This window comes from Micromonospora sp. NPDC005298, assembly GCF_040607375.1.
Lineage (GTDB): Bacteria > Actinomycetota > Actinomycetes > Mycobacteriales > Micromonosporaceae > Micromonospora.
Genome location: NZ_JBEXGP010000009.1, coordinates 154,471 through 170,082, shown reverse-complemented (window position 1 = coordinate 170,082; position 15,612 = coordinate 154,471). Strand labels below are relative to the sequence as shown.

General features: G+C 69.6%; 9 protein-coding genes. 2 read left to right on the top strand and 7 right to left on the bottom strand.

Features of this window, described 5'->3' with window-relative positions:
* On the bottom strand, positions 1-305 hold a 305-nt coding region (locus ABZS77_RS16600), incomplete at its 3' end, for a hypothetical protein (protein ID WP_354823328.1).
* Positions 306-500: 195 nt separating this feature from the next.
* Here ABZS77_RS16600 and ABZS77_RS16595 point away from each other — a divergent pair.
* Positions 501-1,106, top strand: coding sequence for a response regulator transcription factor (locus tag ABZS77_RS16595; RefSeq protein ID WP_354823326.1), 606 nt, complete (start codon positions 501-503; stop codon positions 1,104-1,106).
* A gap of 5 nt (positions 1,107-1,111) precedes the next feature.
* Here the strand turns inward: ABZS77_RS16595 and ABZS77_RS16590 are convergent, their stop codons facing one another.
* From ABZS77_RS16590 to ABZS77_RS16565, 6 genes are all read right to left on the bottom strand, one after another.
* Entirely contained in the window at positions 1,112-2,452 is a 1,341-nt protein-coding gene (locus tag ABZS77_RS16590) for an EsaB/YukD family protein (RefSeq protein ID WP_354823324.1), read from the bottom strand.
* Between the two features lie 11 nt (positions 2,453-2,463).
* Positions 2,464-6,450 carry a type VII secretion protein EccCa gene (gene eccCa / locus ABZS77_RS16585; RefSeq protein ID WP_354823322.1) on the bottom strand — a complete coding sequence of 1,329 codons (3,987 nt, stop codon included), beginning with the start codon at positions 6,448-6,450 and terminating at the stop codon, positions 2,464-2,466.
* An 8-nt stretch (positions 6,451-6,458) separates the two neighbouring features.
* Positions 6,459-9,149, bottom strand: a complete 2,691-nt coding sequence (locus ABZS77_RS16580; protein WP_354823320.1) for a right-handed parallel beta-helix repeat-containing protein — start codon at positions 9,147-9,149, stop codon at positions 6,459-6,461.
* A complete protein-coding gene (locus ABZS77_RS16575; RefSeq protein ID WP_354823318.1) occupies positions 9,139-9,912 on the bottom strand; it encodes a hypothetical protein in 774 nt (257 codons plus the stop codon). The genes ABZS77_RS16580 and ABZS77_RS16575 overlap by 11 nt, the downstream gene beginning before the upstream one ends.
* A gap of 202 nt (positions 9,913-10,114) precedes the next feature.
* Positions 10,115-10,480 carry a VOC family protein gene (locus ABZS77_RS16570; protein WP_354823316.1) on the bottom strand — a complete coding sequence of 122 codons (366 nt, stop codon included), beginning with the start codon at positions 10,478-10,480 and terminating at the stop codon, positions 10,115-10,117.
* A 201-nt stretch (positions 10,481-10,681) separates the two neighbouring features.
* Entirely contained in the window at positions 10,682-13,621 is a 2,940-nt protein-coding gene (locus tag ABZS77_RS16565; RefSeq protein WP_354823314.1) for a M20/M25/M40 family metallo-hydrolase, read from the bottom strand.
* Positions 13,622-14,349: 728 nt separating this feature from the next.
* Between ABZS77_RS16565 and ABZS77_RS16560 the strand changes: the two genes are divergently transcribed.
* On the top strand, positions 14,350-15,609 hold the full coding sequence (locus tag ABZS77_RS16560; protein WP_354823312.1) for a glycoside hydrolase domain-containing protein: 1,260 nt from the start codon (positions 14,350-14,352) through the stop codon (positions 15,607-15,609).
* Positions 15,610-15,612 lie beyond the last annotated feature (3 nt).

Genomic DNA, 15,612 nt, shown 5'->3' with positions numbered 1-15,612 from the left:
CCGTGCGTCGGCCTGCCATCAGCGGTGAACCCGTCGAACGACGCACCATCAGCAGTCACCTGACGCGTCACATCACCAGCCGCATCACGATCCACCAACGTGCCGTCCGCGTAGGACCAGATGCTCGACCCGTCACGGCCGTAAACGATCGACACCTCCTGGTTTCCCGGGAGGATCCCGTGCGTCGGCCTGCCATCAGCGGTGAACCCGTCGAAGACGGTTCCGTCGGGGAGTTGCTGGCGCACGGGACGTCCGTCGCTGTCGTAGTTGACGACGGTGCCGTCGGCGCTGGTCTCGGTGGGCACGTCGGTCTCCTCGACTGGCGGCGGGCATGCGCTTCGAGACTAGGAGCGACGGCAGAGCAGACGGCAAGACACTTGTTCGGGGACGTCGGAGGCTGTTTCGGGAGGAACTTTGCGACGTCCTCGAACCGGCGCGGGCTTTCAACCGTTCTATGGCGGAACCTGGTCTGGGAGGTAGCAATGTTTGAAGTCGCTGTCGTGGCAGATCAGCCGATCTGGCGAGCCGGCCTGGAAAAGCTGGCCGGTGACGATCCGGATCTGCGGACGGTCGCGGCGGTGGCTGCGCTGACGGATCTGCCGGCCGGTGCGACGTACGACCTGGTGGTTCTGGATGCGGCGGAGCCGGATGCGTCGACGCTGGGGCTGGTCCGCGGGGCCACGCCGTTCGGGCATCTGCTCATCAGCGCGGACTGGACGGGCCGCCCGAGGCTGATGGCGGCGATCCGGGCGGGGGCGCGCGGCTGCGTGAGTCGACTCGCGGAGCAGGAGGCGGTGCGGGAGGCCATGCGGGTGACCGCGCAGGGTGGCTTCTACCTGTGCCCGCGGCTGGCGGACCGGTTCCCGGCGGAGTTGCCGGGCTCCCCCACTGACGAGCAGGGTGGGCTCGCACCGCGGGAGGTGGAGACGTTGCGGTGGATTGCGTCCGGCTTCACGCACTCGCAGATCGCCACGCGGATGGGCCTTTCCCAGGCGACGGTCAACACGTACGCGAAGCGGATCCGCGCGAAGCTGAACGCCAACAACAAGGCCGAGCTGACCCGCCGCGCGATCGAGCTCGGCCACTTGACGTCCGTGAAGAGCTAGCGGCGCTAGAAGATTGTGCGTCCCATCATCATCAGGTCGCCGAAGACGCCGAAGACGCCCATGGTCAGCGGCGCGATGAGGATCGCCGCGAGGACGCCGAGCGCTTCGGCGCGGCTGCGGCGGATCGGCGGTTTGGGGCCGGGTCCGTGTGGCTTGGCCGGCGGCATGAACACGCTCATCGCGACTCCGGCCGCTATGACGAGCAGTCCCGCCCCGAGCAGGATGACCGCTGCCACACCGCCGGAGGTGGTGTACGCGCGTGCTGCGGCGACCAGCAGCCCGAAGACGCCGATGGTTGCCGCCCCGCCGAGCAGGTAGAGCTCGGTGGTGAACGCCGCTCCGCGTGCCCTGACGGCGATGGCGATGCAGATGAAGAGGGCGAGGGCCACGGCGAACGAACGTCCGGAGAGGGCCAGCACGGGCATGGTCACGGCGAGGGCGAGGACCGGACCGGCCAGCACGATGGGCAGGATCCGGGCCGAGGTGTGCACGAGCTCGGGGATGGGCCGCGCGGGCATCCAGGCTGTGATGAGGGCGGCGATGCGGCGGCCGAGGGCCAGCATTCCGGTGGCGACCGCGGCGGCGATGGCGGCGGATTCGACGCCGTCGGCTTCCAGGCCGGCGGTGAGTGCGACCGTCAGACCGCCCGCGAGCAGGGAGACCTCGGCCGCGACGAAGATCGTTTCGGGCAGCATCGCGATCGCCATGAGCATCGCGGTGTTGGCGCCGATGGCGGCGCCGCCCCAGGCCCAGCCGCTGCCGCCGAGGCCACGGGCGATGAGCAGACCGGCGGCAGCGAGGCCGGGTACGGCGGTCAGCGCGACGGTCAGCACGAGACCGACCGGCACCGCGGTGGGGCGTTGGCGCAACCCCCAAGCGGCGCCGAGCAGAGCCATGCTGGCGACGGTGAGCCCCACAGCCGCGCCGGTATCGCTGCCGTAACTCAGCGACAGCAGCACGGCCGCCGCGATCAGCAGGGTGAGGCCGAGGGCGACCACCACGGGCCCGGGATGGACGTTGTTGCGGCGTAGCTGTTCGGTTTCCTCGGCGACGGCCTCGTCGATGTCCTTGACGTCGAGGACGTCGAGCGGGCCCCCTGCGAGGTCGTACAGGTAGAGCACCTCGCCGTCGACGACGCCGGCCTGCAGCAGTCCGGTGTCGAGGGCGAACGGCCCGGTGTCGGCGCGGGCCAGTGACCAGACGGGTGGCAGCTGGTCGGAGCCTTCCTGGCCGCAGAGCTCGGCGAGACGGGGGCTGTATTCACCCACCGGGCTGAGCGACGGCAGGGCGATGTCGACGCTGCGATAGGTGCCCACCACTGTGACACGGGTGTGTTCGTTCGCCATGCGACGGCCTTTCAGTTGACGGGTTCGAGCGCCGGCACGGGAACGGCGGTCTGGATGAGCTGGCCGGGGTGGCCGCGCCAGACCAGAACACCTCGGCCGGGCGGGCGCTGGGCGGCGCGTTCGTCGCCGAGGATGACGCCTTCGCGGTGGTCGCCGGAGAGCACGAGGCCGCCGCAGCCCATGTCGCGGATGCGGCTGGCAAGCTGGTCGGACATGCCGGAGCGGACCATGCCGCCGACCCGGCGGGCGAGAACGAGGTGTAGGCCGACCTCGCGGGCCTGCGGGATGAACGGTATGAGAGGGGCGAGCACGGCCTGCGGGCCGCCGGAGAGCAGGTCGTAGTCGTCGACGACGACGTAGATTTCCGTGCCTTCCCACCAGTCGCGGGCTTTGAGCTGGGCGGGGGTGATGCCGGGCGGCGGGATCCGTTCCTTGAGTTTGTCGACGACGCTCTGGACGTAGACCCGTGCGCTGTCGGCGTCACCGGCGTACGCGCCGAGGTGTTCGGGTCCCACGGCGTCCACGAGCGAGTGGCGGTAGTCGAAGAGGACAACCCGCATGTCGTACGGGGAGACGCGTTCGGTGAGCCCGGTCAGCCACGTACGCAGGAAGGTGCTCTTGCCGGACCCGGCGTCGCCGTAGATGAGGAAGTGCGGGTCGCCGGTGGTGAGGTCGAGCCCGACGGTGCGCAGGTCGTTCTCGGCGACGCCGATCGGCACGGTCGCGGGGGTGGCGGCGGCCAGTGCGGGCAGCTCGGCGACGGTGATGCGCTGTGGTAGCAGCCGGATCGGGGGTGCGGCAGGACCGGTCCAGTGCTCGGCGATCTGGGCGATGGTGGCCTCCTGGGCTTCGCGTAGCCCGTCCGCGGAGTCGACGCCGTCGAGGCGGGGCAGCACGAGCTGGAAGTAGATGCCCGGTGCGCTGATGCCGCGGCCAGGAACCCCGGCGGGCACGCGGGCGGCGATGCGGCGGTTGACGTCGGATTCGGTGGGGTCGTTGAGGCGCAGCTCGATGCGGGTGCCGATGCTCTCGCGCAGGGCGGGCCGGATGTCGTTCCAGCGTCCGGAGGTGAGCACCAGGTGCACTCCGGCGCCCAGGCCGCGCGCGGCGATCTCGTTGACCGCGGCCTCGGCGCCCTCGAACTCGGTGCGCAGCGCACCCCAGTTGTCGATCATCAGGAAGACGTGCGGGGCGCCGAGGTCGGCGAAGGTCTCGATGCCCTTGGCGCGCATCGTGCGTTCTCGTTCGACGATCAGTGCCCGCATCTCGGCGAAGGTGCGGCTGACCAGTTCGGGTTCGGCGCGGCCGGCGACCGTGCCGACGTGCGGTGCCGCCGCGTACGGGTGAAGTGTCCCGCCGCCGAAGTCGATGCAGTAGAACCGCATCTCCTCGGGGGTGTGGGTGAGCATTCCGGCGAGCATGATCGTGCGCAGGAGCGAACTGCGCCCGGTCCGTGGCGCGCCGACGGCGGCAAGGTGCCCGTGAGCGCCGCCGAAGTCCATGACCAGCGTCTCCTGGTCCTGTTTGACCGGCAGGTCGAGCAGGCCGATCGGCACGGCGAGCCGCCCGGACAGCGGCCAGACGTTGGCGGAGTAGCCGCGTTCCGCTTGGACGGAGGGTCGGCCGATCAGGTGGTCGAGGGCCAGCGCGGCGGGCAGCGGCGGCAGCCACACCTGGTGGGCGGGACTGGTGACCGAGGTCAGCCGGTCCACCACGATCTTCAGCTCGGTCGGGCCCGGCCGGGCGGTGAGCTGCGGCTCGTCGGTCTCCTGCGCGATCGCGGTGTAGGTGCGCAGGTCGAACGGCAGCAGCGCGCCGTCGCCGCGGCCGATGCTGAACCGTTCCTCCGCGCTGACGTAGGGGGCGGAGACGTGGGCGACGCGGAACCGCTGGTAGATCGACTCGTCCACTTTCAGGTACGCCGAGCCGGGGATCGGGGGGAGTTTGTACGCGTCGGTGGTGCCGATGACCGTTCGGCTCTCGGCGGCGCTGAAGGTGCGCAGGCAGATCCGGTAGGACAGGTGCGAGTCCAGCCCGCGCAGCTTGCCCTCCTCGAGCCGTTGGGTGGCCATGAGCAGGTGCATGCCGAGGCTTCGGCCGACCCGGCCGATCTGGACGAACAGCTCGGCGAACTCGGGGCGCCCGGAGAGCAGCTCGCCGAACTCGTCGACCACGATGAGGAGGGTGGGCAGCGGTTCGAGCGGGGTGCCGTCGGTCGCGACGGCGCCGGCCGCGCGGCGCATCTGGTATTCGCGGACGGTATCGATGTTGCCGGCGTCACGCAGGAGCCGCTGACGGCGCTGCTGTTCGCCCATGAGGGCGGCGAGCACCCGGTCGATCATGGCGGCGTCGTCGGCGAGGTTGGTGATCAGCCCGGAGACGTGGGGCAGGCCCTGCAGCGGCGCGAACGCCGCGCCGCCCTTGAAGTCGATGAGGACGAAGCTGAGAAGCTCCGGTGAGTGGGTCAGCGCGAGGCCGGTGACCATCGTGCGCAGCAGTTCGCTCTTGCCGGAGCCGGTGGCGCCGACGATCAGGCCGTGCGGCCCGGAACCGCCCTGCCCGGATTCCTTGATGTCGAGCACGACGGTCTGGCCGTCGCCGTCGACCCCGATCGGCGCGCGCAGCATCCGCGGGTCACCGGCGGTGACCCATCGGCTGGTGACGTCGCCGCGAGCGGGGTCGGTGCCGAGGATCATCTCGCTGAGCGAGCGGGTGCGGGTGAGTACCTGTTCGCGTTCGTCGCTGAGCCGCAGCGGTGCGAGGTTGCGCGCGATCAGCTCGGCCAGCAACGGCGACACGTCGTCGGGCCGGCAGCGCAACGCCGGGGTGACGACCAGTTCCCGGCGTCCTTCGGTGACCACGTGCCCGGCGTCGTCGAAGCGGATCCGCAGGTCGACCCGGCTGGGTTCGTCCAGCTCCCGGTCGCCGGAGAAGATCAGAGTGATGCCGAGCTGGGGTCCGGCCCCGGCGAGCAGGGCGGCCATCAGGTCGGAGCGGCCCCATTCGGAGAACGGCGCGAATCCGGTGAAGAGCACGACCAACCGCCGCTGCTTGCCGGCGGGGCGATCGCCGCTGAACCCATTGCGCCGCGTGGTCTGAAGTTCGGTGCGCCGGGTGAGTTCGGCATGCAGGAAGGTGGTCAGGACGTCGGGGTCCTCGGCGACCAGCGACACCGATCCGCTGTCACTGCGGGCATCCGGCTCGAAGGTGTGCGGCAACCACTTGGTCCATTCCCAGTGCTCAGAGCTGGCGGTCTCGACCACCAGGGTGACGTCGTCGGGGGCGTGCAGGACGGCGATCTGGCACAGCAGGGCTCGGGTGAGCAGGTCGGTGCGGGCCGGGTCGCCGACGACGCTGATGACTCCGGCGTTGCCGACGTCGATGACCATCGGCTGGTTGTCGAGGTGGCCCATCCGGTCGATCAGCCGGTGTGCCGCCTGCATGGAGTCCCAGTCGTAGTCGCCCAGCGGGTCCATCTTGGGGTCGAGCTCGATCGGGGTGGCCAGCCGTACCGCGCCGTGCCCGATCCGGACCCGCAGGAAGTCGGCGTCGTCCTGGCGTCGTTCCCACACGCGGTGCCGATTGATGCTGATCGACCAGAGCCGCTGCGGGTCGGGGTCGGCGAGCGCGGCGACGGTCCGCTGGGCCTGGGCCACCTCGCGGGCCTGGTCGCGGGCCATCGCGAGGTGCCGTCGGTAGCGGACGCGCTGCTTGCGCGCGGTGCGGCCGGTGGAGCTGCGCTGCTGCATCCGCATGGCGATGACCGCGCCGGCGGAGGTCACGAAGAACAGCACACCGATGATGATCAGCGCCGGTTTGCCAAACGTGATCATGTACGCGGCCATGCCGACGCTGCTCAGCAACGGCAGAATCAGCGTCCACGCGGAGTTCGCCTGGTTGTCGTTGGGCGGTTCGGGTGGGCTGGGCAGGGTCACCGTCTGCTCCGGCAGCTGCGGCAGCAGCATCCGGGCGGGGCGGTGGAAGGCCAGGCGGCTCATCAGGCTCCTCAGCCTCGGACGTCGAAGTCGACGTCGGTCAGATCGGCGGCTTCCAGCGTGCTGAGCTGTTCGTCACTGGGATCGCCGAGGGCGCTGATGCGCCCGGCGTGCTGCTCGGTCATCGCCTGGAAGACCTTGCGCGCGTACCGGCCGTTGCCGAAGCCTTCGCCGCGGTCGATGGTGGCGAAGAACTCGGCCAGTCGCTCCTGGGCTCCGTCGGAGAGTCGGTAGTCGTGGTCCTTGGCCTGTTTCGCGACGATCCGGACCATGTCGTCCTCGGAGTAGTCGTCGAAGGTCAGGGTGCGAGAGAACCGGGACGACAGGCCCGGGTTGGCGGCGATGAAGTGGCGCATCTGGTCGGGGTAGCCGGCCACGATGACGACGACCTCCTCGCGGTGGTCCTCCATGAGCTTGACCAGCGTGGAGATCGCCTCGCGGCCGAAGTCGCCGCCCTGGTCCTCGGGCACCAGCGCGTACGCCTCGTCGATGAACAGCACCCCGCCGAGCGCACGCTCGAACGCCGCCTGGGTCTTGGGTGCGGTGTGCCCGACGTACTCGCCGACGAGCATGCCGCGGTCGACCTCGACGAGGTGGCCGCTGCCCAGCATGCCCAGCGCGGCGAGCAGTTGACCGTAGAGCCGGGCGACTGTCGTCTTGCCGGTGCCGGGGTTGCCGGCGAACACCAGGTGCCGGGACATCGGCGGGGGCGCCAGGCCAGCCTCGCGGCGCCGTTTCACCAGGTGCATCAGCTTGACCATCGTCCCGACGTCCCGCTTGACCCGGGTGAGCCCGATCAGCTCGTCGAGTTGGTCGAGCAGCGGTTGCAGCTCGACGGTGTCAGGCTGAAGCGCGAAGCCGGACGCCGCGGTGGCGCCCGTCGCCGGGCCAGCGACCGCCACCGGAACGGCGACCGAGGGCCAGCGCGCCGCGCCGACCCCCGAGCTGTGACATTCGGTGAAGGTCGCCGACGCCCGCTCACCCTGGCTGACGTCCTCGTCCGTCTCGCGTACGGCACACCGGTGGAACGCCGGGTCGGCGTCGTCGCCGAGGTAGATGGCGGGATACCCGGTCCGGGAGAACGTCGAGTCGGCGATGCTGCCGTGCGCTCCCGTTCCGAAATAGATGCCGTTCTTCTTCGTGTCGGTGACCGTCAGTCGCCGCACTGTCGGGCGGGCGCCGGTCCAGACGGCTATCCCGCTGCCACCGATCTCGGCGACCTCGCAGTCGTCGAGCATCGGCTCGGCGTCGACATCGATGAAGATGCCGGCGGCGCCGCAGCCGCGTACGGCGGTCCGCGTGATCGCCGGCGCGGCACCGGCTGCTATCTCCACCCCGGTCTGGGCGATGTCGCGGATGACGCAGTCCTCCAGCAGCGGCCGGTGCGGGGTGTCGACCCGTACGCCGGTGTGGCACCTGGCCACGGTCAGCCCGCGCAGCTGGGCGTCGGCGGTCTCGTCGATCTGGATGCCGCCCAGCTCCGCCCGCTCGACCCGGCCGCCGCGCACATGCAGGATCGCCGTACCGGAGGCGCGCACGCCCAGCTCGGAGGTGCCCTCGATGGTGACGTCGAGCAGGGTGACCGCCGCCGCGCCGGTCAGGTGCACCGCGGTGAATCCGCAGGTGGTAACCGCGCTGTCGCGCATCAGCAGCCGGCTGGCGCCGACCGCGAAGACGCCGTTGGCGGCCGCGGTGCTCAGCGCGCCGCCGGTCCAGCGAACCTCGGCGTCGTCGCGCAGGGCGAGACCGGTCTGCACGCTGTCGGTCACTGTGGAATTGCGTACGCCCAGTCGGCTCTGCTGGGCGGCCAGCACCCCGGCGGTGCTGGCCCGGTTGACGGTCGTGTCCACCAGCAGCGTGCCGGAGGTGCCGCCGGTGACGAGCCCGGCCCCGCCGGTGCGACTGATCTCGCAGTTGCGCACGACGACGCCGGCGCCCTCCGGCGGCTCGGCGATCTCGTGGTCGTCGGCTCGGCCGGGCCGCACGGGCGCCCACCAGGCGCGGTCGCCGGGCAGGTTGCCGAGCACGCGGACGCCGTCGCCGCCGACATCGTGCACCTGGCTGCCGGACAGACGCAGTACGCTGGCGTCGCGGACCTCGACGCCGGCGTCGGCGGCTCCGCCGATGTCGCAACCGGTGAGTACGGCCGAGGCGGTCCCGGCGAGGCGGACAGCGACGCCCGGGCTGTCGGTGAGCACGGCGTCGGTGAGGGTGAGCACGGCCGACCCGGTCGCGGCCACCGCGGCTCCGGTCACCCGCAGCCGTTCGGCGTCGAGCCTGGCCCCGTCGGCCACGCCCACCGCGACGTCCTCGGCGCCGTCCACCGAGCAGCCGGTCAGCCGGGCCGTGGAACGGCCGGTGAGCTGCACCGACCCGGCAACGACCCTGCTGTCCTCCAGGTTCAGGTGCCCGGAGATGACTGTGACATCGCCACGGATCGTCAGGCCGCGCGCGGTGACCGTGCCGGCGCGTACCAACAGGGCGGGCCCTTCGGCCGCGACCAGCTCGACCAGACCGTCCTCGTTCTCGGCCACGACGGTGACCGTGCCGTCCAGCACGAGGCACTCACGGTAGGTGCCGGCCGCCACCGCCACGACCGTGCCCGACTTGGCGGCGCGCACGGCCGCACCGATCGTGCGGTGCCGGCTCCACGCCCGGGTGGAGACCCGTTCGATCTTGGCCGCGGCCACCTCAGGACGCACAGTTCACCCGCACCTGGGCCAGGACGATCCGCGCCTGCTTGGCTCCGGAGGCTTCCTTGGCGTCGAGCCGCACGGCGATCTCGTTGCGGTGCACCGGGAAGGTCCCGACGCCGACCCAGGTGCCGGCGGCCTTGCGCTGGTCGACGGTGAAGTTGGCGTACGGCGTGCCGGAGGTCCCGGTGGTGATCGTGTACTTGACGCCGTTGGCGAGTGTGGTTCCGGGCACCGCCGGCACATAGACGCTGACCTGGCAGGAGGTGATGCGCTCGCCGGTGCTGAAGGACCAGGTCGACGTCTGCGCCTGGCTCCGCTCCGCGGTGGGCAGGGGCAGTGTCTGGAACGTGCCGCGGCAGCCGTCCTGCTTCCAGCCGCCGGTGCCGACGGTCCGCCACTCTGCGGTGCGGCCCTGGGCGTCGAACCCGCGGTCGGCACGCGCCTCGCAGTCCCAGCCGGCGACCGCGTTGAAGCCCGCGACCGGCGGGGCCGAGCTGGCCGGTGCCTTGCCCTTGAAAGCCGCCTTCTGGGCAGCGCTCATCGGCTTGACCAGGTGCCAGAACACTCCGACGACGACGGCACCCACCGCTACCAGCGCGGTCACGGTGATCAGCGTCGGCAGCCGGACGCTCCTCCGCTCACTCGCCGGGCGCTCCGCCGCGTGCTCGACGAAGGCGCGGACGAACTGGCTGCGCCGGCTGAGCTCCTCGGACGCCCGGTGATCGACGTCCGGCCCGGCCGGATGTTCAGTTCTCGTTGCCCCAGTCATGCTGCTCCGCGCTCGGCTTGCCGGTGTGTAGCTGCCCGGATCATCGCGCACGCTGCGGGGACGCGGCCAAGCCCCGCGAACAGGGGACATCTGCCCGTTCCACGCGCGTGGTAGGGGCAAGCACCACGGGGGTTGGGCGTTTACAACATCCTCTGGAACTGTTCGGGATCCGGCCGCCGGGGCGGGATGTGAGCGGGTCCGGTCAGCGGGCCGGCCAGCTCTGGACCTCGACCAGGTTGCCCTCGGGGTCACGCAGGTAGGCCGAGCGAATGCCCCAGCCGGGGCGGTCGGCGGGCGCCACCACTACCGTTCCGGCGGGCAGCCCGGCGACGGTGGCGTCGACGTCCGGCACCGGAACCACCACCAGGACGCCGCCGTCGCCCCGGCCCACCGGCAGCACCGCCTCGGCGGCCTTGCGGCCCAGCACGGCGAGCACCGTCTCGCCGCCCCGGTCGAAGTTGGCGTACTCGAAGTCGGCGACCACCTTCGCGGGCTCGCCGAGCAGGTCGGTCCAGAAGCGCAGGGTGGCTGGGAAGTCGTCGGCCACCACTCGGGCGTGCAACGTCATGACGGTGAGCCTAAGCCAGGCCGCCAGCGGCAGTTTGGTTCGGCCGCATCAGTACGCCCAATGGCGCACAACAAAGTGGAACCATCACCAATGGCAATGGTTCCACTTCGTTGTCAATGTGCGTCGCACCCGTTGGCGCTGACCCTCAGTCGAGGCGTCGTGCGTGCACTCTGTGCGTGCTGAACTTCCGCGTCACAGGCGTCACACGATGAAGATCGACCGCACCTGGGTGTTGCCCTTGGTGTCGACGTACACCTTGTAGTCGCCGACGGTGTAGGTGCCAGCAGCGTTGTTGTTGATGGTGAACGTGCCCGTCACAGAAGACTCGCTGCCGTCGATGCGGGTCTGCTTCACCGTGATGGTCAACTCGTTGGTGTTGCCCTTCAGCTTCTTCACCACCGCCGACGGCTTCGCATCGACGGCCGCGTTGGCGACCGTCACGTAGACCGCGTCGGGTGACGAGAACTCCGCGTTCTTCTGCCCATCACCGAACACGAAGAAGCCCCGCTGTTCGACGGCACCGCGCCCCGGGAACGGATCCGGGTTGGAGGCCAGGTACGTCGGGTTGAGCGCGTACAGGTCCGTCTTGGAATCCGCGAGGACGGGCTTCACCCCGGCGTACGGCGCATCGGTGATCGCGAGGTTGACCGACAGGTAGATGGCGTCGGGGTTGGTGGCCGAGATGCGCGAGGAGAAGTACTTGTCCGCGCTCTGCCCCGCAGGAACGGCCAGCGGCACAACCGCGCCACCGACGAGAATGTTGAACTGGAAGCCGCCGTAGCCGCCGGCGACGAACTTCGCCCACGCCGCGTCCGACATGTGGTCGGGGCGCTCCACCTTGAACTCCAGACGCATCGGCGCCACGTACGAGTTGTTCAGGTACTCGGCGTCGTTCAGGGGCAGGTAGACCCCTCCCGGTTCGTGGCCCAGTGCGAAGGCCGCCTGCGTCGGGGCCGTGTTGCCGCGCCCGTTCCACATCGGGATGTTGAACGAGGTGGCGCCGAGCAGTGCCTGGTTGCCCAACTGGTTCGTGCCGACAGCCGGCGACGCGTCCTTGTAGGTCCCGATCGTGACGTCGAGCAGGTCGAGGTCCGCGCGGTCGGCGTTCAGCCCCGGCATGTCCGCCCACATGAACTTGGCGCCGGCAGGCCCGGAGTAGCGGGCCATCTCCAGCATGCCATCGGCCATGATCTTGGTCATCTGCACTGCCGAGTCGACCTTCATCCGCTCGTTGGCCGTGTGCCACCAGCGCTCGTTACCCGGGATGACCGCGCCGAAGGCGGTCATCTTGTTGCGGAAGTTGCTGGCCAGCGTGCCACCGGTCGTGCCCTGCGGATACACCACGTCCCGGAGGGAATACGGATCCGCGAACTCCTGCGGGCTGTGATCGATCGAGGCTTGGTAACTCCCGAACTGAAGAGCCGTCAGCGGGTTGTCGTGAGTGACGTACAACCCGGCGCCGATGGGCGAGCCAAGGCTGCCGATGGTGAACCCCTTCGACTGGAAGGCGTCCGTGACCGCCGCCGTCGCCTGGCCGGAGTCAGCCGCGTTGAGGTGCATGCTGCGCACGTACACCGGCATGCTGAGGCTGCCGGAGGCGTCCGTGTAGAAGCTCGTCGGGGTCTCCGAGTTGATGTTCGCCATGAGGGCGAAGGTCAGGTTCGGCGTGCCGTTGCTCGGGTTGCGCAACAGGTTCGCCGGGATGCCCATGTACTTGCCGATATAGGCGTCGCCCTCGACGCCGTCGCGGAAGAACAGGTCGGTGATGCCGTCGGCGGCCTTCTTCAACTGCATGTCGGCGGCCGTGTCTCCCAACGCGCCGAGTCCCTGGGAGATGAGGAACATCCCCCACACGACGGCGTTCTTGCCGTACTGCGGGGTCGGCATCTCCATCGCCACATCGGTGTTGATCTCCAGCGTGAGCGAGTCGCCGGTGATCGTGGTCTGCACCTTGGGCGTGGTGCGGGGAGCAGCCGGGAGCCAACCCTTCGTGGTCGCGGCAGCGGTGATCGTCGACACGAACCGGTCGCGCTCAGCGGAGCTGGCGCCCGCCACGTCGAGGGTGAAAATGGCCCGCGAGGCGATCTGCGTGGTGCTGCCGTAGGCGATGTCCTTGAGCGTCGGGTCGCCTTCGCGCAGGGTGACGCCGGCCGTGGCAGCCGTCAGCCGGAAGGCCTTGGTGCTGTCCGCAGCCAGGCTCATCGACACGGCCGGGGTCACCGAGCCGGAGTTGCCGACGATGACCGGGAACCGCGAGTCGGAGGTGTAGGCCGCGATCGGGATCTCCTCCCGATTGAGGTTCTTGTATGCCCAGTTGTCGTAGAAGCTCGGGTTCGAGTTGTACGGGATGGACTGGAAGGCGGCGGTGTTCGCCGCCGAGGGCGTGCCGGGACCGCCGTCCTCGTAGATTCCCATGACGATGCGGATGCGACGGTCGAGAGGCAACCCGGCCTGGAGAAGCGCCTTGGCTGCGAGCAGCGTCGCCAGCGTCGGGCCACTGTCGTCCTGGATGCCCGCCCCGTAGACCCAGCCGTCCTTGATGTAGGGCGAGTGGTAGGCATCAGGAGTGCCGAGGTTGCCATCGGCGTCCCGCCAGCGCGCCAGCTGGGCCGGCGAAACGGATGACGTCGGCGAGTCCAGGTGGCTCAGCGCCATGATCATTTCCGGGGCGTCCGGGTCACCGATCTCGGCGTAGACGTACTTGTCGGGCTGGCGCTGAACGACCACCGGGAAACCCAGGTCGGTGGCCAGCTTGACCACCCAGGCGAGCTTGGCGACCTTGCGGTCGTACTCGTTCTGGTTGGCTTCGGTGTTGCTGACCGGGAAGGGGTACGCCGTGGCGGCCGTGCCACCTCGGGAAATGGAGTCGTAGCTCGACCCGTCCAGCATCGCCCCGACCAGACTGAGCGGGTTGTACGTCCCGTCCCCCGCCCGCGCGCTGCTGACGCGTCCGGCCAACGCCTCGACTTCCGCGTGGATCGCGTCGCGCTCAGCGTCGGTCACCGACAGGTCGTAGGTGACAGTCGGCTGGAAGCGCTCCTCGCCGGAGCCGATCGCGGACGCGTTGGCCGGGGGTGCCACGGTCGCCACGAGGGTCACGGCGAGCAGGACGGATAAGGTCAACGTCGGTCTATCTCTCATGAAAGCTCCAGCACAGGGGGATGATCAGTAGCGACAGCACACACCAGTCGTGCCGTCCGTGGCCGTCGAGGTGGGATATCTTGAGGATCATCTGAGAATCGGCCGGTGCGGTCAGCACCGCCGCAGTCGGAACCGACGTGGTCCCTGGTGCGGCGCTCCTTTGCTTGACGCAGCCGGTGCCGTCCGCAGCGGCCCACAGCGCCGCCCCGGCCAGCGGTGCGGCCACCACCCTCGACCAGTGCCGCAGCCGACGACGCAGCCACAGTGAAGGCCCGCGCCGACATCAAGGAGGACATCAAGGACAACGCGGCCAAGATCACCAAGGCTGAGAAGATCCGCCCGCCGGCCGGGCACGTCGCGGTCAGTGCCCAGTGGGTCGCCGGCTCGGTCGCGATCCTGGCGCACACGATGGGCGCCAACGAGGCGGTCACCGCCGCCTCCGAAAAAGATTCAGGACGAGATGATGGGCCTGAGCGACGCGTACAACAAGTCCGCCGACGCCAAGCCCAGCAAGAAGGCCCTGGAAGCCGCCATCAAGGAGCTGGACACCGCCTGCTCGGCCGCCTGACCTGTTCGACCACGCAATCGGCGGTGACCGTCACCTGGAGGTCACCGCCGATTCGCATGTCTGCGGGTCGGCGGCAGCCCTCTATTGCCACTCATCGATTCGTGGTAGAAATCTTTCGCACTGCCCGTTCTCAAGCAATAATTTCTTCAGAGGAGGCAACGTGAGAGTCACTGCCGGGTGGCTGGCGAGTCTCACCGTTGCCGCGGTGATCGTGGCGCCCGCCGAGTCGATTGCTGTGGCCGCGACACCCACACAAGCATCAACCGCGGTGACGCCGCTGGCCACCGGCCCGCAACCCGGCACCTTCACCGGCCGGGGCTTCGACACCTGCGCCGCTCCGTCACAGGCCACGATGAACGCGTGGCGGGCCAGTTCGCCCTACGGTGCGGTCGGCATCTACATCAGCGGGGCGAGCCGCTCCTGTTCACAGCCCAACCTCACCGCGAGCTGGGTGGCCAACCAGACCAGCAACGGATGGCGGCTGATCCCCATCGAGCTGGGTTACCAGGCACCGTGCGGCACCCGCACGCCGAAGATGTCCGCCGATCCCACGACCGCCCGGTCGCAAGGCGTCTCCGCGGCCAACAGCGCCGCGAATGCCGCCCAGGCACTGGGCATCGGCGCCGAGAGCACCATTTACAACGACATCGAGCAGTACCCGTCGAACGCGTCGTGCCGGGCCGCCGTGCTGTCGTTCCTGTCCGGTTGGACCGCGCAGTTGCACGTACGGGGCTACCTCGCCGGCATGTACTCCAGCGGTTCGTCCGGCATCAAGGACGTCTGCGACGCCTACGACAACCCGAGCTACACGCGACTCGACCAGATCTGGATCGCCTGGTGGAACGGGGTGGCTGACACGGACGCCGGAAGTTACTGCGCCGATGCCTACTACGCGAACCAGCAGCGCGTGCACCAGTACGCCGGGGAGGTCACCGAGACGTGGGGTGGCGTCACGATGAAGATCGACCGCAACTACCTCGACGTGAGGGTTACGCAGACCCCGCCGCAGCAGTGGACCACGACCATCGACAACAGCGCCTCGGGCGGGTTCACCGCGAGCAGTGCATGGGGCACGTCGGCCTACTCCGGCCAACGGTTCGGCACCGACTACCGGTTTACCAGTCCGGTGTCGTCCAGCGACGTCGCCTGGTTCCGGTCGACCATCCCGGCGACCGGAAGCTATGAGATCTCAGTTTGGTACCCGGCCGACGCGGGCTACAACAATCAGACGCCATACCTTGTGGAGACCACCACAGGCAGCAGGTCCGTCTCCGTCAATCAGCGGGTCAACGGCGGCAGGTGGGTCTCGATCGGCGTGTTCACCCTGGCTGCGGGCACGGGTAACAAGGTCGGCGTGAGTCGCTGGACCAGCGGCACCGGGCTCGTGGTCGCCGACGCGGTGCGGATCACCCGGGTCTGAACC

Coding starts and splice junctions, on each gene's coding strand:
- ABZS77_RS16575 (WP_354823318.1), bottom strand. CDS start 9,912: ATGACTGGGGCAACGAGAACTGAACATCCGGCCGGGCCGGACGTCGAT.
- ABZS77_RS16565 (WP_354823314.1), bottom strand. CDS start 13,621: ATGAGAGATAGACCGACGTTGACCTTATCCGTCCTGCTCGCCGTGACC.
- ABZS77_RS16570 (WP_354823316.1), bottom strand. CDS start 10,480: ATGACGTTGCACGCCCGAGTGGTGGCCGACGACTTCCCAGCCACCCTG.
- eccCa (WP_354823322.1), bottom strand. CDS start 6,450: ATGAGCCGCCTGGCCTTCCACCGCCCCGCCCGGATGCTGCTGCCGCAG.
- ABZS77_RS16590 (WP_354823324.1), bottom strand. CDS start 2,452: ATGGCGAACGAACACACCCGTGTCACAGTGGTGGGCACCTATCGCAGC.